This is a genomic window from Angelakisella massiliensis, from assembly GCF_900104675.1.
GTDB lineage: Bacteria > Bacillota > Clostridia > Oscillospirales > Ruminococcaceae > Angelakisella > Angelakisella massiliensis.
In genome coordinates this window covers 2,802,712-2,827,154 of record NZ_LT629945.1, presented here as the reverse complement: position 1 = coordinate 2,827,154, position 24,443 = coordinate 2,802,712, and the positions used below count along the sequence as shown (strand labels likewise).

At 53.0% G+C, this 24,443-nt stretch carries 29 protein-coding genes, 1 pseudogene, 1 riboswitch and 1 other annotated feature; of the genes and pseudogenes, 24 read left to right on the top strand and 6 right to left on the bottom strand.

Annotation, left to right across the window (positions count from 1 at the left end; translation table 11 throughout):
• The first annotated feature begins 372 nt into the window (after positions 1–372).
• Together BQ5383_RS18955 and BQ5383_RS18950 are read left to right on the top strand one after the other, a co-directional pair.
• Positions 373–1,290, top strand: coding sequence for an aminoglycoside 6-adenylyltransferase (locus tag BQ5383_RS18955; protein WP_083390070.1), 918 nt, complete (start codon positions 373–375; stop codon positions 1,288–1,290).
• A complete protein-coding gene (locus BQ5383_RS18950) occupies positions 1,277–2,584 on the top strand; it encodes an alpha-amylase family glycosyl hydrolase (protein WP_071434659.1) in 1,308 nt (435 codons plus the stop codon). The genes BQ5383_RS18955 and BQ5383_RS18950 overlap by 14 nt, the downstream gene beginning before the upstream one ends.
• 148 nt (positions 2,585–2,732) lie before the next feature.
• On the opposite strand, the gene BQ5383_RS18945 is transcribed toward BQ5383_RS18950, so the two are convergent.
• Both BQ5383_RS18945 and thiT read right to left on the bottom strand, forming a co-directional pair.
• Positions 2,733–3,401, bottom strand: coding sequence for a hypothetical protein (locus BQ5383_RS18945; RefSeq protein ID WP_071434657.1), 669 nt, complete (start codon positions 3,399–3,401; stop codon positions 2,733–2,735).
• 228 nt (positions 3,402–3,629) lie between these two features.
• The gene (gene thiT / locus BQ5383_RS18940) at positions 3,630–4,193 is read right to left on the bottom strand and encodes an energy-coupled thiamine transporter ThiT (RefSeq protein ID WP_071434654.1); all 564 of its coding nucleotides are present in this window, start codon (positions 4,191–4,193) and stop codon (positions 3,630–3,632) included.
• Between the two features lie 83 nt (positions 4,194–4,276).
• A riboswitch (TPP riboswitch) is annotated at positions 4,277–4,384 on the bottom strand.
• A gap of 266 nt (positions 4,385–4,650) precedes the next feature.
• Between thiT and BQ5383_RS18935 the strand changes: the two genes are divergently transcribed.
• The 3 genes from BQ5383_RS18935 to BQ5383_RS18925 all read left to right on the top strand — a co-directional run bounded on the left by BQ5383_RS18935 (position 4,651) and on the right by BQ5383_RS18925 (position 7,998).
• Positions 4,651–5,304 carry an HAD family hydrolase gene (locus BQ5383_RS18935; protein ID WP_071434652.1) on the top strand — a complete coding sequence of 218 codons (654 nt, stop codon included), beginning with the start codon at positions 4,651–4,653 and terminating at the stop codon, positions 5,302–5,304.
• 78 nt (positions 5,305–5,382) lie between these two features.
• Positions 5,383–5,621: a binding site (T-box leader), on the top strand.
• 79 nt (positions 5,622–5,700) lie between these two features.
• Positions 5,701–6,270, top strand: a complete 570-nt coding sequence (locus BQ5383_RS21715; protein WP_071434650.1) for a helix-turn-helix domain-containing protein — start codon at positions 5,701–5,703, stop codon at positions 6,268–6,270.
• A gap of 63 nt (positions 6,271–6,333) precedes the next feature.
• Positions 6,334–7,998 carry an AMP-binding protein gene (locus BQ5383_RS18925; protein ID WP_071434648.1) on the top strand — a complete coding sequence of 555 codons (1,665 nt, stop codon included), beginning with the start codon at positions 6,334–6,336 and terminating at the stop codon, positions 7,996–7,998.
• A gap of 208 nt (positions 7,999–8,206) precedes the next feature.
• Here the strand turns inward: BQ5383_RS18925 and BQ5383_RS18920 are convergent, their stop codons facing one another.
• Together BQ5383_RS18920 and BQ5383_RS18915 are read right to left on the bottom strand one after the other, a co-directional pair.
• A complete protein-coding gene (locus BQ5383_RS18920) occupies positions 8,207–8,632 on the bottom strand; it encodes an acyl-CoA thioesterase (protein WP_071434646.1) in 426 nt (141 codons plus the stop codon).
• Between the two features lie 20 nt (positions 8,633–8,652).
• Positions 8,653–9,252, bottom strand: coding sequence for a flavin reductase family protein (locus BQ5383_RS18915; protein WP_071434644.1), 600 nt, complete (start codon positions 9,250–9,252; stop codon positions 8,653–8,655).
• Positions 9,253–9,456: 204 nt separating this feature from the next.
• Here BQ5383_RS18915 and BQ5383_RS20480 point away from each other — a divergent pair, with 204 nt between their 5' ends.
• The 3 genes and pseudogenes from BQ5383_RS20480 to BQ5383_RS18900 all read left to right on the top strand — a co-directional run.
• A complete protein-coding gene (locus BQ5383_RS20480) occupies positions 9,457–9,684 on the top strand; it encodes a spore coat associated protein CotJA (protein WP_071434642.1) in 228 nt (75 codons plus the stop codon).
• The gene (locus tag BQ5383_RS18905) at positions 9,681–9,944 is read left to right on the top strand and encodes a spore coat protein CotJB (protein ID WP_071434641.1); all 264 of its coding nucleotides are present in this window, start codon (positions 9,681–9,683) and stop codon (positions 9,942–9,944) included. Before BQ5383_RS20480 ends, BQ5383_RS18905 begins: the two co-directional genes overlap by 4 nt.
• Before the next feature lie 3 nt (positions 9,945–9,947).
• Positions 9,948–10,136: pseudogene (locus BQ5383_RS18900) on the top strand (manganese catalase family protein); the annotation flags it as partial.
• A 33-nt stretch (positions 10,137–10,169) separates the two neighbouring features.
• On the opposite strand, the gene BQ5383_RS18895 reads toward BQ5383_RS18900, so the two are convergent.
• Together BQ5383_RS18895 and BQ5383_RS18890 are read right to left on the bottom strand one after the other, a co-directional pair.
• A complete protein-coding gene (locus BQ5383_RS18895) occupies positions 10,170–11,732 on the bottom strand; it encodes a recombinase family protein (RefSeq protein WP_071434639.1) in 1,563 nt (520 codons plus the stop codon).
• Positions 11,733–11,746: 14 nt separating this feature from the next.
• Positions 11,747–11,950 (bottom strand): hypothetical protein, encoded by a 204-nt coding sequence (locus BQ5383_RS18890; protein WP_071434637.1) that lies wholly within the window; start codon positions 11,948–11,950, stop codon positions 11,747–11,749.
• Here BQ5383_RS18890 and BQ5383_RS18885 point away from each other — a divergent pair.
• From BQ5383_RS18885 to BQ5383_RS18815, 16 genes are all read left to right on the top strand, one after another.
• On the top strand, positions 11,933–12,241 hold the full coding sequence (locus tag BQ5383_RS18885; RefSeq protein ID WP_139193484.1) for a hypothetical protein: 309 nt from the start codon (positions 11,933–11,935) through the stop codon (positions 12,239–12,241). The two genes, BQ5383_RS18890 and BQ5383_RS18885, sit on opposite strands and share 18 nt — an antisense overlap.
• Before the next feature lie 261 nt (positions 12,242–12,502).
• Positions 12,503–12,880, top strand: a complete 378-nt coding sequence (locus tag BQ5383_RS18880; protein ID WP_071434633.1) for a RidA family protein — start codon at positions 12,503–12,505, stop codon at positions 12,878–12,880.
• A 13-nt stretch (positions 12,881–12,893) separates the two neighbouring features.
• Complete coding sequence (locus BQ5383_RS18875) at positions 12,894–14,003, top strand: alanine racemase (protein WP_071434631.1); 1,110 nt, start codon at positions 12,894–12,896, stop codon at positions 14,001–14,003.
• A gap of 12 nt (positions 14,004–14,015) precedes the next feature.
• Positions 14,016–14,849: a carbon-nitrogen hydrolase family protein gene (locus tag BQ5383_RS18870; protein WP_071434629.1), complete on the top strand. Its 834-nt coding sequence runs from the start codon at positions 14,016–14,018 to the stop codon at positions 14,847–14,849.
• Positions 14,850–14,898: 49 nt separating this feature from the next.
• Entirely contained in the window at positions 14,899–15,777 is an 879-nt protein-coding gene (locus BQ5383_RS18865) for a DUF3100 domain-containing protein (RefSeq protein WP_071434627.1), read from the top strand.
• Positions 15,778–15,810: 33 nt separating this feature from the next.
• On the top strand, positions 15,811–16,275 hold the full coding sequence (locus BQ5383_RS18860) for a hypothetical protein (RefSeq protein WP_071434625.1): 465 nt from the start codon (positions 15,811–15,813) through the stop codon (positions 16,273–16,275).
• Between the two features lie 40 nt (positions 16,276–16,315).
• The gene (locus BQ5383_RS18855; RefSeq protein ID WP_071434623.1) at positions 16,316–17,644 is read left to right on the top strand and encodes an amidohydrolase; all 1,329 of its coding nucleotides are present in this window, start codon (positions 16,316–16,318) and stop codon (positions 17,642–17,644) included.
• A 254-nt stretch (positions 17,645–17,898) separates the two neighbouring features.
• Positions 17,899–18,528, top strand: a complete 630-nt coding sequence (locus tag BQ5383_RS18850; protein ID WP_235822018.1) for a helix-turn-helix transcriptional regulator — start codon at positions 17,899–17,901, stop codon at positions 18,526–18,528.
• 19 nt (positions 18,529–18,547) lie between these two features.
• A complete protein-coding gene (locus BQ5383_RS18845) occupies positions 18,548–19,354 on the top strand; it encodes an aspartate dehydrogenase (RefSeq protein WP_071434619.1) in 807 nt (268 codons plus the stop codon).
• A gap of 41 nt (positions 19,355–19,395) precedes the next feature.
• Positions 19,396–19,857 (top strand): manganese catalase family protein, encoded by a 462-nt coding sequence (locus tag BQ5383_RS18840; protein ID WP_338061439.1) that lies wholly within the window; start codon positions 19,396–19,398, stop codon positions 19,855–19,857.
• 267 nt (positions 19,858–20,124) lie between these two features.
• Positions 20,125–20,991 (top strand): LysR family transcriptional regulator, encoded by an 867-nt coding sequence (locus BQ5383_RS18835; protein WP_235822017.1) that lies wholly within the window; start codon positions 20,125–20,127, stop codon positions 20,989–20,991.
• Between the two features lie 146 nt (positions 20,992–21,137).
• On the top strand, positions 21,138–21,284 hold the full coding sequence (locus tag BQ5383_RS21275; RefSeq protein ID WP_172724665.1) for a hypothetical protein: 147 nt from the start codon (positions 21,138–21,140) through the stop codon (positions 21,282–21,284).
• Positions 21,281–21,643, top strand: coding sequence for a MerR family transcriptional regulator (locus BQ5383_RS18830; protein ID WP_071434615.1), 363 nt, complete (start codon positions 21,281–21,283; stop codon positions 21,641–21,643). Before BQ5383_RS21275 ends, BQ5383_RS18830 begins: the two co-directional genes overlap by 4 nt.
• Before the next feature lie 197 nt (positions 21,644–21,840).
• Positions 21,841–22,596: a flavodoxin gene (locus tag BQ5383_RS18825; protein WP_071435264.1), complete on the top strand. Its 756-nt coding sequence runs from the start codon at positions 21,841–21,843 to the stop codon at positions 22,594–22,596.
• 155 nt (positions 22,597–22,751) lie between these two features.
• On the top strand, positions 22,752–23,192 hold the full coding sequence (locus BQ5383_RS18820) for a cupin domain-containing protein (RefSeq protein ID WP_071434613.1): 441 nt from the start codon (positions 22,752–22,754) through the stop codon (positions 23,190–23,192).
• Between the two features lie 122 nt (positions 23,193–23,314).
• Complete coding sequence (locus BQ5383_RS18815) at positions 23,315–24,004, top strand: carboxymuconolactone decarboxylase family protein (RefSeq protein ID WP_071434612.1); 690 nt, start codon at positions 23,315–23,317, stop codon at positions 24,002–24,004.
• Positions 24,005–24,443: the final 439 nt, after the last annotated feature.

The window sequence follows — 24,443 nt, the reverse complement described above, 5'->3', positions numbered from 1 at the left end:
TGGGTGAGCCACTATAGCTTTTACTAGGCAAAGGAATCCTTGCTGTTATGGCCACTTGAAAAAAGCGGTCCCTTGTTCATGGAAACAGGGGACCGCTTGAGCGTGTCGAAAAAGTTCGACACGCTTCCAGGGGGTATCCAATACCCCCTGGATACGCCGCTTGGTTCCTGATGAAACCAGCGGCGATACCCCCGGTTTCGCGCCCCGGTGGGCGCGGGTCGTGGTAAAAAATCAGGCACATGTCCTGATTTTTATGATTTTGAATTTCATTTGTTCCTTAAACCAGGTTTTTCTACAGTCTGAAGCGGTCCCTTGTTCATGGAAACAGGGGACCGCTTTTTTGCTTAAAACGGTGGTGCTTTTATTGAAAATATGGTATACTATCCCGGTCAGAAGGGAATGATTTTTGTGCGCTCTCAACAAGAAATGCTCAGTCTGATTCTGAATCAGGCGGAAAATACGCCGCAGGTCCGCTTGGTTTTTTTAAACGGTTCCAGGGCGGCGGAAAAACCAAATGACCAGTGGCAGGATTATGATATTGCCTGGGGGGTTACCGATTTATCCCCCTTTTTGGCAGAAAATCATTGGCTGGAACCCTTTGGGAAAAGGCTTTTGATGCAAACCCCCGAAGACATGGAGCTTTTTCCCCCTTCTCTGGGGGGATGGCATACCTGGCTGATGCAGTTTGAGGATGGAAACAGGGTGGATCTGCTCCTTTTTCCCCTGACGGACCTGGAGCGTTACCTTTCTCAGGACAGTCAGGTGCGGCTACTGCTGGATAAGGATAAAAGGATCCAAAGCCTTCCGTCGCCAAGTGACAGAGCTTTTTGGGTCAAACGTCCCACAGCCGGGGAGTATCGGGACTGCTGCAATGAGTTTTGGTGGGTTGCTCCATATGTGGCGAAGGGCTTATGCCGGCATCAGCCGCTGTATGTGCTGCATCACCTGGAGGGCCTGAGAAAAGAATTATTGCGGATGCTCTCCTGGAAGGCAGGATATGAAAAAGATTTTCAGCTTTCGGTAGGAAAATGCTGCGGAGAGCTGGAAAAATTATTACCGGCGGATGTCTGGAGACGATTGTTGTCCTGTTGGTGCGGTCCTGAGGAGGGGGAACAGTGGAAGGCGCTGTGGAATTTAAGCGAACTGTTTCTCTCCGCAGCGGAACAGACGGCGGCCTTGAGCGGCTTTGAAATGAACCATCAGGAAGCGGAGGGCTCCATGAAGCTGCTGCGTCGGATGCGCCAGGAGTATCATGAGAAAAAGGAGGAGTATTCCCATGTGGGCTTATGACAGCGTTTTTTATCAGATTTATCCATTGGGGATGTGCGGGGCGCCTGCGGAAAATGATGGAAGGCTGGTTCCAAGAATCTTACAGGTTGAAGCATATATCCCCCACCTGCAAAAGCTGGGGGTGGATGCGGTTTATTTCTGCCCGGTGTTTCAGTCAGACCGCCACGGCTATGATACCAGGGATTACCGCACCATCGACTGCCGTCTGGGCAGCAATGAGGATTTCCGGCAGCTGTGCCGGCACCTCCATCAGGCGGGCATCCGTGTGGTGGTGGACGGCGTGTTTAACCATGTGGGGCGGGGCTTCTGGGCCTTTGAGGATGTCCGGGAAAAACGGGAGGCATCCCCCTATAAGGATTGGTTTTACTTGAATTTTGGCGGTGACAGCTGCTATCATGACGGCTTCTGGTATGAAGGCTGGGAAGGGCATTATGAGCTGGTGAAGCTGAACCTGCGCAATCCCGCCGTGGTAGGCTATCTGCTGGAAACAGTGCGGATGTGGGTGGAGGAGTTTGAAATCGACGGTATCCGGCTGGATGTGGCCTATTGCCTGGACCGGGACTTTCTCCGCAGCCTGCGCGGCTTCTGCGACAGCCTGGGCCGGGAGCTGTTTCTGGTGGGGGAGATGCTCCACGGGGATTATAACAGCGTTATGAACGACCAGATGCTCCACAGCGTCACCAATTATGAATGCTACAAGGGCCTTTATTCCAGCTTCAATTCCATGAATCTCTTTGAGATCACCCACTCCCTGCTGCGGCAGTTCGGTCCGGAGAACTGGACGCTGTACAAGGGTAAGCACCTGCTGGCCTTTGTGGATAATCATGATGTGACCCGGGTGGCCAGTATCCTCCATAATCCCGCCCATCTGCCGCTGATTTATGGGCTTCTGTTTGCTATGCCGGGCATTCCATGTATTTACTATGGAAGCGAATGGGGCGTCAAGGGAGAGAAGTCTCAGGGGGATGGAGCGCTCCGCCCCGCCCTGCCCACGCCGGAGTGGAATGAACTGACGGAACAGATCGCCCGGTATGCAGCGGCTCACCGGCAGACCCCGGCTTTGTGTCACGGAGACTTTCGCAGTATGGCGCTGACCAACCGGCAGGTGGTTTTCCGCCGGGAATTTCAGGGCCAGCAGGTTTACTGTGCCGTCAATGGGGATGATCAGCCTTTTACTGCCCGGTTTGATGGTCAGGGTGCTCAAGCGAAGGGGCTGCTGTCCGGGAAGGAGATACGCCTGGATGGAGCGCTGGAACTGCCTCCTTACAGTGTGGAGTACTGGCTGGTGCAATAAATACAGAGAACAAAAACTTCAAAAAATCAAATAAAAAAGCGGTGCGCTTCCTGGGAAAAGGAAACGTACCGCTCTTTATTTTGTAAAAGGAAGGAACGCTCTGCTTTGTTCCGAAGGGCTTGAACGCGACCGCATTCAGGCCCGTTTTTTATTTTTCTGCCGGAAGCTCCTCCAGAGGGGTTCTGTCACTGTAGCAATAGGCATAGGGGTCCTGGGCAATTTGGGCTGCCTGCTGGCTGTACTGCGCCATCTGTGCCAGCAGATGATGCATTTGGTCCATAGCGGAAGTCATGGAACGGCACTGCTCCAGCATCCCGTTCTGGATTTTATCCGCGTCGGTTTTGGAATCCTGGATGATATTTTGGGCGGTTCTCCGGGCATCGTCCAGAATCTGTTTGCCTTCCTCCTGAGCCTGTCTGCGGATGCTCTCCCCATGGGCCTGGGCTTCCTCAATCAGCTGTCCGCAGCGGCTTTGGGTGTCAGAAAGCAGCTGGGAAATGGCGTCCTGCCGCTCCAGATAGATGGCTGCCTTTTCCCTGGCGTCGTCCAGCTCCCGCTCCAGCGCCTTGCCCTTGTTGACCAGGGTGGTGATATACTCCTGAGCGGTATCCATAGCCGTCTGCATCTCGCCCCGGGTCTTTTCGCTGGCCTCCAGCTTCTGGGCAAGGGCTTCCTTTTCCTTCTCCATCGTTTCCAACCGGGCGGTCAGGTCTGCTTTTTCCTGCTGGGTGGTTTCCTTCATGTGATTGATGAAAGAGGCCACTTCCTCCTTGTCATAGCCCATGACGGCGGATTTGAACAGATCGTTTTTGCTCATAGGATGGATTCTCCTTTTCTTCTTCCTCAGCCGAAGCGGGCGGCTCAAAAGCTTTCCGCCGCTCATATGGTCATTATAGCATAAAAGCGGAAAAAAGAGCAGTTTTTTGTCGGTAAACTACAGAAATTTTGAAGAAAAAATCTGCCGTAAAACAAAAAAGTCCCCACAGCCGGAAAGACGGACAGTGGAAGACTTTTTCTCTCCCCAATAAAAGCGGGAAAACATTTATTAACAGACGAAAGAACGCTTGGGAATGGCATTGACGATCAGGCTGACGACGATGGTGGTGATGATCATTTCAGGAATCATGTAGGAGCCGTTATAAAGCAGGGAATAGAGCCATACAGGTGTACCCTCCGGAGCATAAACACCCCAGATGAGGATGCCGCTGGCAAAATGGCAGAGATAGCGAACGGCGGTAACGGTAAGGGTGCCAACCACCGCTCCCTTCACGGGATTGGAAAAAGGCTTGGCGATTACTCCCGCCAGACCCAGTACAGTAAAGGCCACCACATAATCCAGCAGCACCACCAGAGCGTACCAGAATACAGTTTCCACGGGGGGAGCGCTGATGCCGTCCAGAAGCATTTGGAGCAGGCTGTAGGTGAAGCCGGTGAGAAGTCCCCATTTGTACCCAAACATCAGACCGGCCAGAACGATGGGGGCCATGGCGGCGGCGGTGATGGAGCCGCCGTTGGGCCAGGGAGCGAATTTGACAAAGTTGAGCGCCACAGCCAGAGCGGCCAGCAGGGCGCATTTAACCAGGACAAAGGTTTTTCCGCTGCGATTCATGATACATTCTTCCTTTCTTTTGGTCGCCTGTGTGGATGATGCGAAAAAAGGACGCCCGCAAAAGCCAGGCGTCCTTGGGAAAGGTCACAATAATGTCACTCCCTACGCTGGCATGATCCAGATCAGGTCGAAGGGTCATGGGGTGGTCCCCAAATCTCAGCCCGCCGATACGGGCCCCCCTGTTGATTGTGCCATCAGTATAAACTTGATTTTATAAAATGTCAACAAAAATCCCCATAAAATTTTGCTGTGCGCCAAAATTGGTTGCAATGATAAAGAAAAGTCTTTATAATGGGCCTGTCAAAAGCTCCCTGACGTCCTGCCAGACAAAAACGGGACAGAGAAGGACCTCAAACAGGGACGAAACGAAGCGTCACCGCAGTCCGCAAAGACGGGCTCTTCTTTTCTCAGCGCGGCGCCTTCGCCAGAGGAAGAAAAGGAAAGGACTTATTTACAGATGAAAAAGGTAGCGGTATTTGATCTGGACGGTACTCTGATTGACTCCTTGCAGGGCATTTCCTTAGCCTGCAACGCGGCTCTGCGTCTTTCCGGCCTGCCGGAGCATGAGACGGAGGAGTATCGGACCTTTATTGGCAATGGCATGGATAAACTGATCTGGCGCGCCCTGCCGGCAGAGGCGGACGAGAAAACCTTCCTCCAGGTCAAGCGGGATTATGATACCATTTATTGCGATGTATGCGCTCATGGCTGTCCGCTGTTCGACGGTGTGGCGGAAATGCTGGAGGAGCTGCACCGCCACGATATTCTGACAGCGGCAGTGTCCAACAAGCCCCATAACCAGACCAGAGCCGTAGTCCAGAGCAGCTTTGGAGCGCTGCTGGATCTGGCCCAGGGCCAGCGGGAGGGAGTGCCCCTCAAACCCGATCCCCAAGGGGTGCGCCAGGTGCTGGAGAAGCTGGAGGGCTGCTGCGTCAGTTATACCGGGGATTCCGAGGTGGATATGGAAACGGGAAAAAACGGCGGCTTTTATACCATCGGCGTCACTTGGGGAATGAAGGAGGAAGGACTGCTGCGGCGCACCGGGGCCGATGCCATTGCCCATACCGTGGAGCAGCTCAAACAGCTGATTTTGGCAGCGGCGCAGCAATAAAATCCATTTTGGAGAAAAAAGTGGTTGACATTTCCTTTGGAAAGGTATATGATTAACCACAACAATTGAAAACGCCCCAAGAAAGCAATGATGAGGACGGAAAAATGTCCTTCCCCGTTTCCAGAGAGTATGCGGTTGGTGCAAGCATATAAACGGTGATATTTTTCCCATCACCTCGGAGCAGGAGGCCTGAACAAAGTAGGGCTTTCCCGGCTGACCGCCGTTACCCGGTCGGAATTGTCAGATTCTTTTGAGTGGTCTCCGGTTTCGGAGGCAATCAGGGTGGTACCGCGAGCAGATTTTTGCCCGTCCCTCAGCAGTTTTGCCAAGGGGCGGCTTTTTTGTTGCATAAAATAAACAGTTCCCTTTGGGGAAGAAAAACAGGAGGTTGTCAAGATGGAAGTCAGACTCAAGGAAATTGCCGAGCGAATTCGCTGCCTGCGGGACATTCTGAATATCAGTGAGGAAGAGATGGCCAAAGCCTGCGGCATGACGGTGGAGCAGTACCGGGAAAAAGAAGCCGGCAGTGAGGATTTTTCCTTCTCCTTCCTGCTGAAGTGTGCCGAGGTGCTGGGCGTGGATATGATCGAGCTGGTCACCGGTGAGGAGCCTCGGCTGACCTTCTACAGTGTGGTACGCCAGGGCCGGGGTCTTCCCATCAAGCGCCGCAAGGGCTTTACCTACCAGCATCTGGGTTATCTGTTCAAGGATAAGAAGTGCGAGCCCTTCCTGGTCACCGCCCCTTATTCCGAGGAGGAGCAGAATGCTCCCATCCATCTGTCCTACCACAAAGGACAGGAATTTGACTTCATCCTCAAGGGCAGTCTGAAAGTGGCCTTTGAGGACCATACCGAAACCCTGTATCAGGGGGATTGCGTTTACTACGATTCCGGCCACGGTCACGGCATGATCGCCACCGGCGGCGAGGACTGCGTATTTCTGGCAGTCATCATGAAGGAAGAATAAGGAAAGAAGCGAAAGCGGCAGAGGGGCAGAAAACTGCGCCCTGGGTGGAAAGGAAGATCAAGCTTGGAAAAGGTAGAGCTTTTATATCAAAAATACTGCAAGGAGACCTTTGATGAAAAGGGTTGTCTGAAAACCTGGGAACCTGTGGTTCCTGAAAACTTTAACTTCGCTTATGATGTGGTGGATGCCATCGCTGATTTGGAGCCGGAACGCCGGGCTATGGTCTGGTGCAATGACAAGGGAGAGGAACGGATCTTCACCTTTGACGACATCCGCCGGGAATCCAACCGCACCGCCAACTTTTTGCTCAGCAAAGGCGTGAAAAAAGGGGACCGGGTGCTGGTCATCCTCAAGCGCCATTATCAGTTCTGGTTCACCATTCTGGCCCTGCACAAGATCGGGGCCACCATCATCCCCGCCACCCATCTGCTCACCAAGAAGGATGTGGTGTACCGGGTGGAAGCGGCTCACGCCGTGGCGGTTGTCTGTACCGCCGATGGGGATGTACCCACAGCGGTGGAGGAAGCCTGCCAGGAGATCAAGTGGCCGGTGCTGCGGATCATGGCCCGGGGATGCCGTGAGGGCTGGATCGATTTTGACAAAGAGGTGGCCGCTTCTTCCGACCAGCTGGATCGGATTCCCGGCAAGTCCTCCGATACCATGGTGATCTTCTTCACCTCCGGTACCACCGGCTATCCCAAAATGGTGGCTCACGACTGCGCTTATGCCATCGGCCACATCATCACCGCCAAGTATTGGCATAATGTCCAGCCCAATGGTCTTCACCTGACGGTTTCCGATACCGGTTGGGGCAAGGCCCTGTGGGGTAAGCTGTACGGCCAGTGGTTCTGCGGAGCGGGCATCTTTGTTTACGACTTTGATAAATTCCATCCCAGCGATCTGCTCCATAAGATCGAGCAGTACCGCATCACCACCTTCTGCGCCCCTCCCACCATCTACCGTTTCTTTATCAAGGAAGGAATGGAGGGCTTTGATCTGAGCAGCCTCGTCTATGCTACCACCGCAGGAGAAGCGCTGAACCCGGAGGTATACAACCGCTTTAAGGAATATACCGGTTTGGAGTTGATGGAGGCTTTCGGTCAGACCGAAACCACCGTCCTGCTGGCCAATCTGGTAGGCACCACCAGCAAGCCCGGATCTATGGGCAAGCCCTCTCCGCTGTTCGATGTGCATATTGTGGATGAAGATGGCAGAGACACCCTCACCGGTGATGTGGGCGAGATCGTGGTCAAGGCGGATGGTCCCCAGGCAGGTCTGTTCCGGGGATATGTCAACGACGACGCCCGCACCAAGGAAGCCTGGCACGACGGATATTATCACACCGGCGATACCGCGTGGCGTGATGAGGACGGTTACTTCTGGTATGTGGGCCGCACCGATGATGTCATCAAGGCTTCCGGCTACCGCATCGGACCCTTTGAGATCGAAAGCGTGCTGATGGAGCATCCCGCAGTGCTGGAATGTGCTGTTACCGGCGCTCCGGACCCCATCCGCGGCACTGTGGTCAAGGCCACCATCGTTCTCACCCGGGATTATAAGCCCAGTGAGGAGCTGACCAAGGAGCTGCAAAATTATGTCAAGCACCAGACCGCTCCTTATAAATATCCCCGTATCGTGGAATATGTGGATGAGCTGCCCAAAACCATCAGCGGCAAGATCCGCCGGGTGGAGATCAAGGCTCGCTCCATGGCTCAGAACCAGCAATAAAAGAAAAATGATGTTCGCCCCTGCGGCGACAGCAAAAAAGCACCGGAGCTTCTCCCTGATGAGAGGCCTCTGGTGCTTTTGGTTTGTTTAAAAAGATGATAAATCTTGGTTTGTCCGGCAATTGCGTTTTTTCGGTGCAGAAAGTGTAAGGCCGTGACAGCGGGAAGGTGAAAAAGCTTTCCCGGTAGTCCCGGTTTCCTCCGGTGGGTCAATCCTCCGGTTCCACCGCCGAAGCGATCTTTTCATAAAGCTCCGGCAGACGCTTTTTCAGATTGATCACCCGGAAAGAGGCGCTGTCCACCCAGGCGTGGGTAGTGGAGCCGGTGTGAAAGGGCTTTTCTTCCCCTGCCTTGGTAATGGCATAAGAGAAGCGGATCCTGGCAGGGGTCAGCTGTACCACCTTTACCGATACTTCCAGCTGATCCTCATAGGTGCAGCTGCCGATGTAGTGACAGCTCAGGTCCACCAGGGGCAGCATCACTCCTAACTGTTCCACCTGGCTGTAGGAGATCCCCAGCTTTTTGATAAAATCAGTGCGGGCTTGTTCGTACCACACCGGGTACACCGCGTGGTGGGTGATACCCATGCGGTCGGTTTCATTGTAGCGCACGGTAATGGCAGTAACAGAGGTCATGATTTATATGCCTTCTTTCATTATTTTTTGCGGCGTTTTGGCCGGCTGGCCTTTCCCTTGGGCTTTTTGCGAACCGAGAAGCCGAAGGTGCCCAGCCGTTCCCCCAGAGCAAAATACTCTCCGTGGGCAAAGGCGGCCAATTGGCAGCGATCCAGGCAGAGCTTTCCGTTTTGATCCAGCAGCTCCTCTTCCACATCCACCGCCACAATGTCTGCCAGAAACATATCATGGGAGCCCAGATGCACAATGTCGGTCACCTTACACTCCAGATTGACGGGGCTTTCTTCCAGCAGGGGGCAGGAAAGCTGAAAAGCGGGAGCGGGATGCAGCCCGGTCAGGGCGAATTTATCCAGTTCCCGTCCGGACCGAACTCCGCAGAAATCCGCTGCCCGTACCAGCTGCCTGGTGGTGAGATTGATGACGAACTCACCGCTTTCTTTCACCAGATCATAGGAAAAACGTTCCGGCCGCAGGGAGATGTAGGTTTTGGGCGGGATGGTATTGAGAATGCCGGTCCAGGCCACAGTCAGGACATTGGGATGTTCCATGGTGCCGCAGGTGACCATGGTGGGTGGGATGGGTCCCAGAAGGGTGCTGCCCTTCCATTGGATTTTGCTCATATTTTTGCTCCGTTCCGCTTCCGGCATTTTGGGATAGATTTATTGCCGGAGAGCCGCTGTTTCTGATAACTTTTTCAGTATAACCGATTCCCTTCTTTCTGGCAAGGCGCAAAGAAGGGAACAGCAGAGGAAGAAAGCGCATAGCATGGTATTGAGCCTGTGGCTCAGCCATAGGTGAGAATCAGAAAGGAGAGGTGGATCTTGATGAGAAATCAGATGTCCCCCGGCTCTATGCATACCGGCGTCCGGCGGCAGGAACGCCCTGCGCCGGTCCAGAAAGCGGAGCGTCCCGCTGCCCCGGAACTTCCTTTGGCTATGGCGTATGTTCCCCGGCAGCGTTGGAATACCGTTTATTCCTTGGAGCAGGCGCTGACAGAAGGCACCCTGTTCCCGGAACTGAATAAACCATTTTGCGGGAGGCGCTGCACATGAATGGAAAGACGGAGCGGGAATGCATGATGCTGCGGGTCCAGCAGACGTGCTTTGCCGTGGATGAAACCAGGTTGTATCTGGATACCCATCCCTGCGACCCCAAAGCATTGGCGGAGATGCAGCGGTATCAGGCTCAGGCGGCCCAGGCGATTGCGGCGTACACAGAAAAATTCGGCCCCATTACATCCGGCAGCTGCGGAGTGGTTTCCGGTACTTGGGCCTGGGGAGAGGGCCCCTGGCCCTGGGAAAGGAGATGCTGAGAAATGTGGGGTTATGAAAAAAGACTGCAATATCCGGTAAAAATCACCCGCCCCAACGCCAAGGCGGCACAGATCATTCTCAGCCAGTACGGCGGACCGGACGGTGAAATGGGCGCTTCGCTGCGGTATCTTTCCCAGCGTTACACCATGCCCTGTCCTCAGCTGGCGGGGCTGCTGACCGATATCGGTACATCGGTTTCTTAAAAGCCCTTACCGGGGAAGGGATTATGGAGGCGTATTGGCAGAGGAAGAAATCAAAGTGATATGCAGCGGCTGGTCCATCCCTTTGAGGTAGACATCCATACGAAATCGGTCATAGACGGTGATCCGATCCAATAAAGCTTGGTAAAAACTTTCCTTTTGCAGCCTGCCCTGAAGCAGTTCCCTGGCGGTGGAAATCAGCTCTGACGAGAGAGGCTGCCCCGCAGGAGGAACGCTTTTTTGTTTCCGGGCTGTTTCCAGCCGCTGAAGCTCTTGTTCGTACCGCTGGGACAGGGTTCGGTAGTCTTCCAGCGGCACTTCTCCATCCAGATAAGCTTCCAGCAGGCGCAGCCGGCGTTTGGAAAGGAGAGCGGCGGTGGGGGAGGACGGCTGCTGCCATGAGGCTGACGACTGCTCCTTTTTATCAGCACTCCATAGAGACCGAAGCGCGCCGTCAATATTTTGCTGGAATGGCTCCAGCGCGGAAAGAAGCTGCGCCATCACCTCCAGCAGTACTTGGTGGCTGATTTGCCGGCAAAGGCAGCCGCTGGCGTCGCCCTGTCCATTTAATCTCATCCGTCCATGACAAGAGGCCTCCCGGCAGCGCCAGGAAAGATGTACCTCCCCATCCTTTCTCAGATCCCTGCGGCAGACAAAAGGGGAGCCGCAGAAGCCGCAGTACAGCTTTCCGGAAAAACAGTACCGGCAGGAATAGCGGCTTTGGCGCTGTCGGGCCTGCTGTCCCCGCCGTTTGAGCTCCTCCTGGGCCTGCTGCCACAGGGCCCTGGAAATAATGGGTGGGTGATGATCGTGGAGAATCACCAGGGGCTCCTCCCCCAGGTTCTTTCTTTTCTGGTGGGTGAGGTAATCGGGCGTATAGGTTTTCTTTTGTATCAGATCGCCGCAATATTTCTCGTTGCGCAGGGCCCGCAGTACAGCGGTGTTGGACCACTGCGCCAGCCCATGATAGGTGGGTACTCCTGCCTGCTGCAGCTCTTTGGCAATGGTGTGGGTCCCCTTTCCCTCAGTGACAAACAAATGGAAAATCAGCCGGACGATTCGGGCGCCCTCTTCATTCACAAAGAGTTGTCCGTCTTTTACATCATAGCCCAGCATACTGCGGCCGAACACCACCCCTTGTTCCATTCGCCGTTTTTGCCCCCACTTGACCCGGTCGGAGGTTTTGCGGCTTTCTTCCTGAGCGATGGAGGAAAGGATGGTCAGGCGCAGCTCCGCGTCCGGGTCCAGTGTATTGATATTGTCACGCAAAAAGATAATGCCCACTCCCCATTGTTTCAGCAGGCGGGTGTAATAGATGCTGTCCAGGGTGTTGCGGGCGAAGCGGCTGATCTCTTTGGTCAGCAGCAGCTTGAAGCATCCCCGTTGGGCATCGCGGATCATCTGCTGAAAAGCCTGACGTTTTTGAACGCTTGTGCCGGTGATCCCTTCGTCAGCATAGATTTTGGTCAGCTGCCACAGGGGATTGCCCTGGATATACTCTTCAAAATATCTTTTTTGATTTTCCAAAGAATGGATTTGATCCTCGTGATCGGTGGACACCCGACAGTACGCCGCTACCTGAAGCAATTTTCGCCCCCCTTTTACAGTGTCTCATCAAAGGCTCTCCGGGATGACCGGTGCAGCAGTTCACAATAGTGAGTATATTGTTCCGGGGTTATTTTTTCTTCCGCCGCGAAGCTTTCCAGCAATGCCGATAAAAGCTGCCGTGTAAATTTTTCTCTCCTTTTTGAAATCTGTGCAGGGGGAGGCAGATTGGAAATAGCGATGTGAAATGGCTGTTTCATGGGACGGCAGCTCCTGTGCAGAAATATGGTCCGTATGTGAAAAGTGATTCAGCGGTGCGGACATTGGAAAAGGGTCCTGCTTATTGCACCTGTACGCCGGATTGCTTTAGGGAGAATGAAATACGGATACTGAAAGGGGAAAATCAGATCGAGCCTTCTCCTTTCAGCCTGTTTTCTGTTGGAAATGAAGATTCTCAATATTTTTATATGAAAAGCAGCGGTGGGCTTATGTATGAAAAATACTTTTGCGCCATATGGTCTGAAAAGAAACAAAATAATGGTGCTGTATAATTTTTTATACGGAAAATAAGAACAAAAATAAAGGAGGACAGAAGAAATCAATAAAATTGAAGTGGATAAATTTTGAATATTTTCTGAATTGTGCACAAATGAAGAGGGTATTTCCTGTCGATATAGATAAAGTTATATGAATGTAGAAAAAAGTATTGACTTTATATATTTTTGTCTATATGATAAAGACAAATCCTTTCCTCAGTGATCCAAGGCAATGAAAAAAGGATGGAATTCCACCAAAAGGAGTTGTCACCTGATATGGAGAAAATAGAAACCCAGTATTCAGTACGGGATGGGGGGCATTACAGCCCAGGCATGGTCCTCAATGGAACCCTGTATGTTTCCGGACAGCTTTCCATCAACCCTGAAACGGGAAAAGCACCGGAGGGTATCAGAGCCCAGGCTGCCCAGGCCTTGCAGAACTTGGATACCGTTCTTTCCGCGGCAGGCGCCAAGCGCACCGATGTGGTGATGTGCCGGGTTTATGTGCCGGATGTAGCTTATTGGCCGGATCTGAACGAAGAATACGCACGCTTTTTTGGAAACCACAAGCCCGCCAGAATCGTGGTGCCCACCAACAATCTGTACGGCGGCTGCCTGGTGGAAGTGGAAGCGGTAGCGCAACTGAAGCAGTAAGGAGGGTTCTGGGATGAACTATAAGGAGCTGGATACCCCGGCACTGATTGTTGACCGGGATCGGATGATGAACAATCTGCACTTTATGCAGGACTATGCCAACCGTCAGGGGGTGGCGCTGCGGCCCCATACCAAGACCCATAAAACCCCGGCCATCGCCAAACTTCAGGAACAGCTGGGAGCCAAGGGCATCACCGTAGCTAAGGTCGGCGAGGCTGAAGTGATGGCACAAAATGGTCTGAAAGACATTTTTATTGCCAATGAGATCGTCGGCAAGCAGAAGCTGGAGCGGATTCGGGCCCTGAGCCGCAGCGGTGTGACCATTTCCTTCGCGGTAGATACTCCCTGCCAGGTGGAGGCCGCCAATGAGGTCTTTGCCGGAGAAGAGATCCCCGCCCGGGTGCTGGTGGAGATCGAAGTGGGCGAGGAGCGCTCCGGTATCATCCATGAAGCGGATTTTACCGCGCTGCTGGAGACCATCCGCCGCTGTGACCATGTGGAGTTTGTGGGAATCTTCTCCCATGAGGGCCATTGCTATAACGCCGAAACCGTGGAGGATTGCCACGAAAAGTTTATCACCAGCCAGGAGCGGACCCTTTCCTTTGCCCGTCTGGCCCGGGAGCTGGGGATGGCTCCTCAGGTTGTAAGCATCGGCTCCACTCCGTCGCTGATGAATGGCTTTGATATTCTCCCCGGCGTCACCGAAATCCGTCCCGGCACCTATGTGCTGATGGATGCCAGCCAGGGCCACGCCATTGGAACCCTGGACCGCTGTGCCGCCACAGTTCTCACCACCGTCATCAGCCGTCCCACCGCCGAGCGTGTGATCACTGATGTAGGCGCCAAGGGCCTCACCGCCCAGACCCGCCAGAAGGGCATCTGTGCCACTCCCGGACTGGGAACGGTCAAAGGCCATGAGGATGTACATATTTTTGATGTGTACGATGAACACGCGATTATTTACAATAAAGCGTTCCGGGACGAGGTAAGGGTAGGAGACAAGGTGGAGTTTTATCCGGTTCATATTTGCCCTGTGTGCAATCTGTACGAGAAAATGGTGCTGGTTTCCGGCGGCGAGGTGGTGGAAGAGCTTCCCATCCTGTGCCGTGGCCGTCTGCAATAAGGAGGAACCGCCATGTCTGCGTGTTTGAAAGCGGCTTTGGTCCAGATGCAGGTACAGCCGGAGACAAAGGACAGCCTGGCACGGGCGAAGTCCTTTATCAAGAAAGCCGCGGCGGAAGGGGCAGATCTGGTTTTGCTGCCGGAGATGTTCTGCTGTCCCTACCAGACCAAGAATTTTCCTCTCTATGCTCAGCAGGAAGGGGAAGAAGTATGGCAGGAGCTGTCCCGGATGGCCAGGGAACAGAAGGTGATTCTGGCCGCCGGTTCGGTGCCGGAGCGGGATGAAGCGGGAAAGATTTATAATACCGCCTATGTTTTTGACCGTGAAGGTCGCCAGATCGCCAAGCATCGGAAGATGCATTTGTTTGACATCGACGTATCAGGGGGGCAGTCCTTCCGGGAATCGGATACCCTCACCCCAGGCAACAGCGTCACCACCTTTGAAACAGAGTTTGGTGTCATGGGGTTATGTATTTGTTATGATTTCCGTTTTCCGGAGCTGAGCCGTCTGATGGTGGACCGGGGGGCGCAGGTGATTTTGGTTCCCGCCGCCTTCAACATGACAACAGGACCCGCTCATTGGGAAATTTTGTTCCGCACACGGGCGCTGGACAATCAGGTGTTCACCTTGGGGGCGGCCCCATCCAGGGACCCGTCCTCCGGCTATACTTCCTACGGCAACTCCATTGCTGTTTCTCCCTGGGGAGATGTGATGGACCGCTTGGAAGAGCAGGAAGGGATGCTTCTGTGCACACTTGATTTGGATCGTGTCGCCCAGGTGCGCCGGGAGCTGCCGCTGCTGGCCCACCGCCGCAAGGATGTCTACACACTGACTGAAAACCGGTGAGCAGTCTGTGTGAGTCATACATTGATTTTTTGACAGGAGGAGAGTATTCATGTCAAACCAAGTGGAGAAAAACCAACCCGACAACACTCAGCAGGACAACCTGAGCACCAAAGGCCGCTGGCCCGTATTCATCAAATTGTTTGCGGTTTGCGGTATCGCGGCGGGGATCGGCGAAATCATTGGTACGATCAGTATTCCTGTAGGCCCCGGCAACCTGATCATTCTGCCTATGATTTTCGCAATGATCCTCGCGGTACTCATCACCCCCGACGCTTTGGGCAGAAAGATCGAGGCTCTCAAACAGATTTGCAGCGAGAAGGAAGTAAAGCTGTCTGAGGACATCATGATGCTGGTCCTGTTGATCCTGGGCGTTAAGCTGGGTATGGCTGCAGGCCCCAACATCACAAAGGTTATTGAAGCTGGTCCCGCTCTGATTCTCCAGGAGTTCGGCAACCTGGGCACCATGGTCGTTGGTCTGCCTGTTGCAATGCTGCTGGGAATGCGCCGTGAAGCAGTGGGCGCTACCCTGTCCATCTGCCGTGAGCCTACCCTGGGCCTGATTTCCGAGATCTATGGCATCGATTCTCCCGAGGGTATCGGCGTTATGGGTACTTATATGGTAGGTAATCTCTTCGGTACTATTTTCTTCGGTTTGCTGGGTTCCTTCGGTGTACTGACCGGTATCCATCCCTATGCGCTGGGCATGGCCTGCGGCATGGGTTCCGGCTCTATGATGACTGCCGCTTCCCAGGCTCTGGCAGCCAGTGTTCCGGAAATGGCGGAGGAAGTGCTGGCCTTTGCTGCCACCTCCAATATCTGTACCAACGTGGATGGACTGTATATGGAATTGTTCATTGCCTTGCCTGTGGCCAACTTCATCTATAAGAAGCTGTCCGCGGTGATGTATCGGAACAAAACCAATGCTTAAGGCTGCAAGCCATAACAGAGGAGGAATATCGCTATGACAAAGACTCTTAACCAACTTAAGGCTCTGGTGCTTTGCGGCGCCGTTGTGCTGGTCACCCAATGGGTGAATCTGATGCGGGGCGGCGTTTCCTTTGAGGTAGGCAAAGCCTGCATTGGTATGCTGTGCATCATCGCAATCTGTGTAGTGGCACTGAAGATCAAGGGCCTGATCCCGTGGAAAATCCCCGCTTTCGCATGGGCTTCCCTGTTGTCTCTGCTGCTGACTACTCCCTGGTCTCCTGTTGCTGATATTCTGCTGGATATGACCGCACAGATCTCTTCAGGACAAATCGGTACTGTGATCCTGGCCGTTGCCGGTATCTCTATTGGAACCAAACTGGATGATATCAAGCGCCTCAGCTGGAAGATGATCCTGGTCGCCGTTGTGGTGTTCTGCGGTACATTCTTCGGTTCCGCCCTCATTGCCCAGGCCATCCTGAGCCTCCAGGGCATTATCTAAACTTTTTAAGCCTATTGAAGTCAAAAGGAGGCTGCGTCCTATGGATAAGGAACAAATGAAACAACTGGTCATCCAGCAAGTGGATCGGGACCGGGACGCTATCCTGGCCTTGGGTAAGGAAATTTACCAGCACCCTGAGACCGGTTATCGTGAGGTGCGTACCACCGAAACATTGGCCAAGGCTCTGGAGGAGCTGGGCCTGCCGGTGGACCGGAACATTGCCTACACCGGCTGCCGGGGTTATGCCAACAAGGGCAAAAAGGGCCCCAAGATCGCTGTAATGGGAGAGCTGGATTCTGTGGTATGCCACAATCATCCCGACTGTGATCCCACCACCGGCGCCATGCATGCCTGCGGCCATAACATTCAGGTTTCGGTGATGTACGGTGTGGCGGCTGCACTGATTCATTCCGGCGTAATGGAACAGCTGGATGGCAGTGTGGACTTTATGGCGGTACCGGCGGAGGAGTACATTGAGCTTGACTATCGCAAGAGCCTTCGGGATGAGGGAAAGATCCGGTTCTATGCCGGAAAGGCGGAGCTTGCTTACCGCGGAGCCTATGATGATGTGGATATGTGCATGATGGCCCATAACTTCCCCATTGAGGCCGATGGATACAAATGTGCTCCCATGAATACCGGTAACGGATTTATCGGTAAAAAGACCCACTTCCTGGGCAAACAGTCCCATGCGGGAGCGGCTCCCTGGGATGGCGTCAACGCGCTGAATATGGCTACCATTGCCATCAACAGCATGCACGCTCAGCGTGAGACCTTCAAGGATAAGGACTGTGTGCGGATCCACCAGATCATCAACCGGGGCGGCGATATTGTCAACGCGGTTCCCGACGATGTGGAGCTGGAGACCACTGTCCGTGCCAGAAACCTGACCGCCCTGAAGGATGCCAACGATAAGGTCAACCGCTGCATCCGCGGCGCGGCCATCGCCATGGGCGGAAGCGCCACCGTGGAGGACAGCCCTGGACAGATGCCTCTGGCGGCGGACAAGACCATGGCCGAGATTTTCAAAGGCAATGCCGTCCGTTTCTATCCTGAGGAAAAGATTCTGCCTTGCATGGAGAGCACAGCTTCCTTTGATATCGGCGATCTGTCTCTGTTCATGCCGGTGCTTCACTGCATCACTTCCGGCGTGGAGGGCGGCCTTCATTCCAAGGACTACCGGGTCATTGATCTGGAGGACGCTTTTATCACACCAGTGAAAATGCTGGCCTGTACAGTGATCGATCTGTTGGCGGACGGGGCTTCCGAAGCGGCAAGAGTCAAGAAGAATTTCAAACCTGAAATGACCAAGGACGAATACATTCAGCTGTTATTGTCCCTGGAGCAAAACCTCACTTATAAGGATTAAAGACAATTCACAGCGGAAGGCAGGCCCACCATACCGGCGGACCTGTTTTCCGCTGTAATTTATTTTCTTTTTGGGAAGAAGGATCAGGGCTTTCAAAAGCGGTCGCTGTCTGTACCGGCAGGAAGTTTATTGCACCATCTTTTCAAACGTGCTATGATAAGTGACGTATCAATTTTGTATCCGGCAAATGCAGAGAGGAGGAAAGCGTTGCGTCCCGGCCCGGACAGCGCTGTTCATACATGATAAAACCCATTTTGGCTCAATACATTCCCATTGCCCACATGATCGCCAAAACCGTTGGCGATGATTGCGAGGTGGTGCTTCATGACCTGGAAAATCCTCAGCAATCCGTTGTTTACACGGTCAACAACTGTGTCACCGGCCGGCAGGTGGGGCAGAGCTTTGATCATCTTGTCCCACAGGTTATCCTTTCCAAAAAACTGGATCACGATGTAGTGACAAACTATTATTTCCGCACGGAGGATGGCAGGCTTGTCAAGTCTTCCACCGCGCTGCTGAAGGACTTTGCGGGTAAGGTGGTGGGAGCGCTGTGCATCAATATTGATACCAGCAAAATCACCGCGCAAATTGATTGGCTCCAAAGCCTGATCCCCAGCTCGGAGGATAACTCTGCGGCTCAGGAGGTTTCCGCCGAGGAGGAGGTCACCCATGTCAGTGAGATTGTCACGGATCTTATCGACAAGATCATAGGGGACAAGGATGTTGCCCGGCTGCGGCGGGAGGAAAAGCTGGAGCTGATCCGGTTTATGGACCAGCGAGGTATATTCCTGATGAAAGGCGCGGTGGACCAGGTAGGCAGCCGGATGGGCATTTCCCGGGTGACAGTATACAGCTATATTGATGAGGTTCGAGGGAAAAAGTAATGATGGGGAGGAACGAGAGATGAAAAAGACGGTGGCAGTCATCGGATGCGGCGCGTTGGGCACCGCGATTGCCCAGGCCCTGGCAGAGCTGCTGGGGGAAAAATACTCTTTGCTGGGCATTCTGGGTCAGACGCCGGAGGAGCCCAAAGCGCTGGCGGATAAGACCGGCAGCAAGGCATACAGCACATTGGAGCAGCTGATGGGGGATACCCCTGATTATGTTGTGGAGGCTGCCGGAGGCGATGCGGTGCGGCAGTATGGTGTAAAAGTGCTGGCAGGAGGAAGCAATTTGATTTTGCTGTCGGTGGGAGCGCTGGCAGATCATCACTTCCGGCAAACGCTGGAAAAAGCGGCAGAGGAATCGGACAGAAAGATTTATCTGCCCTCCGGAGCCATCGGCGGATTGGATGTCCTGCGGGCAATGCGCCTGATGGGGAGCGAAATGAAGGTCCGGGTAGAGAACCGGAAAGCCCCTGAGAGCCTGGAAGGGGCGCCGGGATTGGCTGGACGCTGCCTTTCCAGAGAGCAGGAGGAGCTGGTTTTCTCCGGTACAGCTCTGGAGGCCATCCAAAGCTTCCCCAAGAATGTCAATGTGGCGGTGGCGGCGGCGCTTTCCGGTATTGGTCCGGAAAATACCACTGTGGATATTATCAGCGTACCGGGCCTGGAGGAGAACACACACTGCATCCATGGCCAGAACGCTTCCGTGCGGGTGACACTGGAAACAGCATCGCTGCCGGACCCTGAAAATCCCCGCAGTAGTACCCTGGCGGCCTGGAGCGTGGTGGCACTGCTGCAAAATTTGGCGTCTCCCTATCAGTTTTAAGCCGATAAACGGGAACCGTTCTTTGAAGTTTTCTCAAAGGCATATTGGATACCGATATAGGTACAGAAGAATTGGCCCATCTGGAAATGGTGGGTGCGATTGTTCACCAGCTGACCCGGGATTTGTCTCTGGAGGAAATTCGCCGCTGCGGTTTTGAGCCTTATTTTGTGGATCATACTGTAGGCGTATGGGCTCAGGCTGCTTCCGGCACGCCCTTTACTTCCTCCGCCTTCGCCTGCAAGGGAGATGTTTTAACCGATCTCCATGAGAATATGGCTGCGGAACAAAAGGCACGCACCACCTATGACAACATCCTCCGGCTGGTGGATGATCCCGATGTACTGGACCCCATCCGCTTTTTGAGAGAGCGGGAAATCGTTCATTATCAGCGCTTCGGCGAGGCGTTGGATATTGCCCGGGAGCACCTGGACAGCAAGAACTTCTATGCCATCAACCCCTCTTTTGACCGGGGCTGCGGCTGCCAGGAGCAGGGAAAGAAATAAATCATCTTTTTCATCAGCGCAAATGTTTCCCCCTAAAAAGTGAAGCTTTAAAAAGGCGCCCCTGTACAGATTGATTTTTCTGTGCAGGGGTGCTGCTGCGTAAAGAAGAAAACGGTGTTTTATATTCAGAATTCGTCTTTCAAATTTTGCCGAAGTTCTTCCGGGACAGGGTTCTTTGTTTTTCGTCGCTTAAAATACAGGATGATATCGGTCTTTTTCTTGTAGATGATCTCACCCTATGGTAAGCTTATTACCAGGGAGGAATATATGATGGAACTGCGTGTATTAAAATATTTTCTGGCGGTGGCCCGTGAGGAGAATATAACCAGGGCAGCCGCAATGCTCCACCTGACGCAGCCCACTTTGTCCCGGCAGCTGATGCAGCTGGAGGAAGAACTGGGCGTACAGCTGTTTCACCGGGGGAAATACCGGGTGACCCTGACGGAAGATGGGATGCTGCTGCGCCGCCGGGCTCAGGAGCTGGTGGAGCTGGAGGAAAAGACCCGACGGGAGTTTCGGCGGGATGAGCAGCTGAGGGGAGAGATCTCTATCGGCAGTGGTGATCTGGAGGCTATGTCCTGTTTATCCAAGATGCTGGGCTCTTTTCATCAGCTTCATCCCCAGGTTAAATATCAGCTTTACAGCGGAAATTCTGATAATATCAAGGAACGGATCGAACAAGGTTTGCTGGATCTCGGGCTGTTGATGGAGCCGGTGGAGATCAGCAAATACGACTTTGTCCGTTTGCCTGCAAAGGAACAATGGGGCGTGCTGGTGCGGGAAGATTCTCCCCTGGCTGCGCGGGAATTTGTAACAGCCGGGGATCTGGAAAAAATGCCGCTGATTCTTTCACGCCGTGAATTGGTCTTAAAGGAGTTGGAGCACTGGTTTGGAGAGCGGGCAAACCAGATGGAAATTGTGGCCAGCGGCAACCTTCCTTATAATATGGCCATTTTGGCCAGGGAGGGTATAGGAGTGCTGCTGACGGTGAAGCTGCGCTGTATATATGAGGGTTTGCGCTTTATTCCTCTGTCGCCGCCCATAGAATCCGGCACGGTGTTGGTCTGGAAAAAAGCGGAAACCTTTCCTCCGGTGCTGAATGCTTTGGTCAATTACATTAAAAATGCTTTTTAGCTATTTATAATGATTCAATATAAGTATTAGACATTGAAAATCTGTTTGTATACAATGTAGGTGTCCCCAAAAGGACACCTGCTTTTTTGTTTCCCAGCCGGAGAAATCATTTCATTTAGGGATGAGAAACGGACGGAGAGAAGCGGATGCTTTTGCAGATGTTGGGGAAGAAAAGTAATGATGGTTCAGAGAGAATAGCCCTTATGGAAGCAGGATATGAAAATGGGGGACAACAAACTTTTGGCCGGGCTTTTGGTTCAGCTGGTGAGAAGCATGATGGAGGCGGCATATGACCATACAGGAGGCAAGCAGGCGGTATAAGATCCCTGTGAAAATTTTGCGGGAATATGAGAGCTGGGGACTGTGCGGTGCTGTAAAAAAGGTGATGGGAGCATGGCAGTATGACGATACTGATTTGGAACGGCTCAGTATGATCATGACGCTGCACGACATCGGTTTCAGCAGCCAGGAGATTGAAATCTATATGAGGCTGACATTGGAGGAAAACCATTGGGAGGAACCGAGGCTCATCATGCTCAACCGGAAACGGGATGAGATCCTGGATGCACTGCATTTCAGGGAGCGGCAGCTGAGCCGACTGGACTATTTGCGTCATGAACTGAGAAAACAGCAGGACGAACGAAAAAAATGAAGACGCAGCCCGGTTTCATCTTTTCCCCAAGGATGTACATAAATGAGCAGCGGCCGCTCAAAAAGTGATTGATCAAAATCAGAAAGAAAACAGTTTTTCCTTGAGCGTGGAAAGGAAGGAAACATATGCTTTGGGAAACTGTTCTGTCCCTTAATTTGACGGGGATCAAATCAAACAAAATCAAGGAGGATGTCATAATGAAAAAAGTAATGATTGTTTTTATGGCTTTGACCATGCTGCTTCCCCTGGCAGGCTGTGGGGGATCAAGCACGGCTTCCGGTTCTTCCGCGGCAGGTTCTTCCACCGCCCAACCATCCTCTGAAACATCAGAGGCGCCGGTTTCAAAGTCTTCTTCTGATACAGGGCCTGAGGAACAATCCTCCTCCAGCTCCCAGGGCACTTCTGATGCCGATGCGGAGGGTGAAACTTCCCAGCAAACTCCGTCCTCCAGTCAGCCCCAGGATAGCGCCACCAATATTTTGGTAGCCTATTTTTCCGCCACAGGCAATACAGAAGGCATTGCCGCTGAGCTGCAAAATCTTCTGCAAGCCGATCTTTATCAGATCATTCCCCAGGTCCCTTATACACAGGAGGATCTCAACTACAGTGAGGATGAATGCCGGGCCAATCAGGAGCAGAACGATCCTTCCGCTCGACCCGCCATTTCAGAAAGCCTGGAAAACATGGATGACTATGATGTGGTCTTTCTGGGATATCCCATTTGGTGGGGGCAAGCGCCAAAAATCATCAGCACCTTTTTGGAAAGCTATGATTTTTCAGGCAAAGTGATCGTTCCCTTTTGCACCTCAGGCAGCAGCGGTATTGGTTCCAGCGCCTCCAATCTTCATGACTTGGCCTCCGATGCCCAATGGATGGATGGCCAGCGATTCAGCGGCAGTGCCTCTGGGGATGAAATCCAGCAGTGGGTGAATGGGCTGGAGCTTGGAGTATGAAGGTTTTCCGGCAGGACTTTGATAGCAAAAAATCCTTCTGATGTAAAAAGAAACTTTTAGTCAACCTGAAAGTGATGATGAAGGATAGAGCTTTTGATTGATAAAAGAAACAAACAGAAATCGCCTGTACAGGCAGCCAGTGAAAGGAGCAGTTTATGAGAATCAGCAGTAAAGAAATGTTTGAGAAAGAGAATATGTTTGGCCAGGGGCAGGCCAATACCGCTTACGCAGCTTATTTTATCGGTAATTCCTATCTCAACCCCTTGACGGAAGCGGGAAAGTGCCCGGTATTTTTAGCCAATGTCACCTTTGAACCGGGCTGCCGGAACAACTGGCATATTCATCAGGCCAAAAAAGGAGGCGGCCAACTGCTCATTTGTACCGCAGGAGAAGGCTGGTACCAGGAGGAAGGCAAAAAGGCGGTCAGTCTCGAACCGGGAATGGTGATCACCATCCCTGCCGGGGTCAAGCACTGGCATGGAGCCAAAAAGGACAGCTGGTTTTCTCACATTGCCGTGGAAGTTCCCGGGGAGGAAACTTCCAATCAGTGGTTGGAACCGGTGGATGATGAAACTTATGCCGCATTGGAAGAATGATTCAATAAAAAAGCCATGGGGCTGCTGATGATTTTTCATGGAGCTGCGGCCAGGAGAGTTTTTCCTGAAAAGCCTGCATCAGCAGCAATCCAAGGACGCAAACGCTGTAAGGAGGCGCAGATATGAACGATCACCAGACTGATCCGGAATTTGCGGAGAGATGGGAACATTTTGCCTTTGAGGAAGTTGTCCGCGAAGAGGGGCAGCAGTTGGATGAGATTACCCGGCACCTGGCGATTCTTGCCGTTTTGATGGGGTGCCAGGGCTTGGAAGAATTTAAACTGGCAGTGCCCCGGGCGCTGGATGGAGGCCTTTCTCCGGTGATGATCAAGGAACTGATTTACCAGGGAGTGGATTATCTGGGGATGGGACGCGTCCGCCCCTTTCTGGATGCGGCGAACGGGATTTTCGTGGAGCGGGGGATCCCCCTCCAACTGCCGAAGCAGGGAACCACTACAATGGAAAACCGGCTGGAGCGGGGAGTGGAAGTACAGGCGGAAATTTTTGGTGAAGCCATGAAAGAGGCGTGGAAAAAGGGACATATCAACCGCTGGCTGGCGGCCAACTGTTTTGGAGACTATTATACCCGTACCGGCCTGACCCTGGCCCAAAGAGAGATGATCACCTTCTGCTTTTTAGCTGCCCAGGGTGGCTGTGAGCCCCAGCTGATCGCCCATGCGGGAGGCAATATGCGGCTGGGCAATGACAAAGCATTTTTGGTAAAGGTAGTTTCCCAGTGTCTGCCCTATATTGGATATCCCCGCAGCCTCAACGCTATGGCCTGTATTGATAAGGCTGCCGCCCAAAAGTGATCAGGGAAGTTTGAAGCGGTGCTGAAAACGGATGGCGGACGAAGGCCCAGGCCGTTCCGGCACAGGAAAGGACGGCATGGCGTCAAACGCGGTAAAAACTGAAGGCGGCGGCTTTTTAAAAATATATGGCCGTTAGTGCCCCTGCTGCGGCATATGCCGGATTACGGAAAGCTTATTCCCGGAAAAAGGGAAGCCGTTATCCACAGTACCGCTTTGAAAAGAAAAACCCAGCAGTCAAAACAACAAAAAACCACCGGAGAGAAGGACTGACCTTTCTCCGGTGGTTTTTGATTGCCATGTATTTTGCGCAAGACCAGTTTCCAATTTTGGAAGAAGAAATCCCGGCTATTTTTGTCCAGGACAAGGAAACTGTTTTAAGCTGAGAGAAAAGGAACCTGATTTTGTCAATCACCGTTTTGTATGCGCAAATGTGATCCCA

Bases quoted from the DNA above. Each gene is read 5' to 3' on its own strand.
- BQ5383_RS18830 (WP_071434615.1), top strand. From the start codon at position 21,281: ATGACCATACAGGAGGCAAGCAGGCGGTATAAGATCCCTGTGAAAATT.
- BQ5383_RS20480 (WP_071434642.1), top strand. From the start codon at position 9,457: ATGAGAAATCAGATGTCCCCCGGCTCTATGCATACCGGCGTCCGGCGG.
- BQ5383_RS18875 (WP_071434631.1), top strand. From the start codon at position 12,894: ATGAACTATAAGGAGCTGGATACCCCGGCACTGATTGTTGACCGGGAT.
- BQ5383_RS18865 (WP_071434627.1), top strand. From the start codon at position 14,899: ATGTCAAACCAAGTGGAGAAAAACCAACCCGACAACACTCAGCAGGAC.
- BQ5383_RS18855 (WP_071434623.1), top strand. From the start codon at position 16,316: ATGGATAAGGAACAAATGAAACAACTGGTCATCCAGCAAGTGGATCGG.
- BQ5383_RS18955 (WP_083390070.1), top strand. From the start codon at position 373: ATGGTATACTATCCCGGTCAGAAGGGAATGATTTTTGTGCGCTCTCAA.
- BQ5383_RS18950 (WP_071434659.1), top strand. From the start codon at position 1,277: ATGTGGGCTTATGACAGCGTTTTTTATCAGATTTATCCATTGGGGATG.
- BQ5383_RS18945 (WP_071434657.1), bottom strand. From the start codon at position 3,401: ATGAGCAAAAACGATCTGTTCAAATCCGCCGTCATGGGCTATGACAAG.
- BQ5383_RS18920 (WP_071434646.1), bottom strand. From the start codon at position 8,632: ATGACCTCTGTTACTGCCATTACCGTGCGCTACAATGAAACCGACCGC.
- BQ5383_RS18915 (WP_071434644.1), bottom strand. From the start codon at position 9,252: ATGAGCAAAATCCAATGGAAGGGCAGCACCCTTCTGGGACCCATCCCA.
- BQ5383_RS18860 (WP_071434625.1), top strand. From the start codon at position 15,811: ATGACAAAGACTCTTAACCAACTTAAGGCTCTGGTGCTTTGCGGCGCC.
- BQ5383_RS18820 (WP_071434613.1), top strand. From the start codon at position 22,752: ATGAGAATCAGCAGTAAAGAAATGTTTGAGAAAGAGAATATGTTTGGC.
- BQ5383_RS18825 (WP_071435264.1), top strand. From the start codon at position 21,841: ATGAAAAAAGTAATGATTGTTTTTATGGCTTTGACCATGCTGCTTCCC.
- BQ5383_RS18815 (WP_071434612.1), top strand. From the start codon at position 23,315: ATGAACGATCACCAGACTGATCCGGAATTTGCGGAGAGATGGGAACAT.
- BQ5383_RS18890 (WP_071434637.1), bottom strand. From the start codon at position 11,950: ATGAAACAGCCATTTCACATCGCTATTTCCAATCTGCCTCCCCCTGCA.
- BQ5383_RS18935 (WP_071434652.1), top strand. From the start codon at position 4,651: ATGAAAAAGGTAGCGGTATTTGATCTGGACGGTACTCTGATTGACTCC.
- BQ5383_RS18845 (WP_071434619.1), top strand. From the start codon at position 18,548: ATGAAAAAGACGGTGGCAGTCATCGGATGCGGCGCGTTGGGCACCGCG.
- BQ5383_RS18880 (WP_071434633.1), top strand. From the start codon at position 12,503: ATGGAGAAAATAGAAACCCAGTATTCAGTACGGGATGGGGGGCATTAC.
- thiT (WP_071434654.1), bottom strand. From the start codon at position 4,193: ATGAATCGCAGCGGAAAAACCTTTGTCCTGGTTAAATGCGCCCTGCTG.
- BQ5383_RS18905 (WP_071434641.1), top strand. From the start codon at position 9,681: ATGAATGGAAAGACGGAGCGGGAATGCATGATGCTGCGGGTCCAGCAG.
- BQ5383_RS21715 (WP_071434650.1), top strand. From the start codon at position 5,701: ATGGAAGTCAGACTCAAGGAAATTGCCGAGCGAATTCGCTGCCTGCGG.
- BQ5383_RS18835 (WP_235822017.1), top strand. From the start codon at position 20,125: ATGATGGAACTGCGTGTATTAAAATATTTTCTGGCGGTGGCCCGTGAG.
- BQ5383_RS18870 (WP_071434629.1), top strand. From the start codon at position 14,016: ATGTCTGCGTGTTTGAAAGCGGCTTTGGTCCAGATGCAGGTACAGCCG.
- BQ5383_RS21275 (WP_172724665.1), top strand. From the start codon at position 21,138: ATGCTTTTGCAGATGTTGGGGAAGAAAAGTAATGATGGTTCAGAGAGA.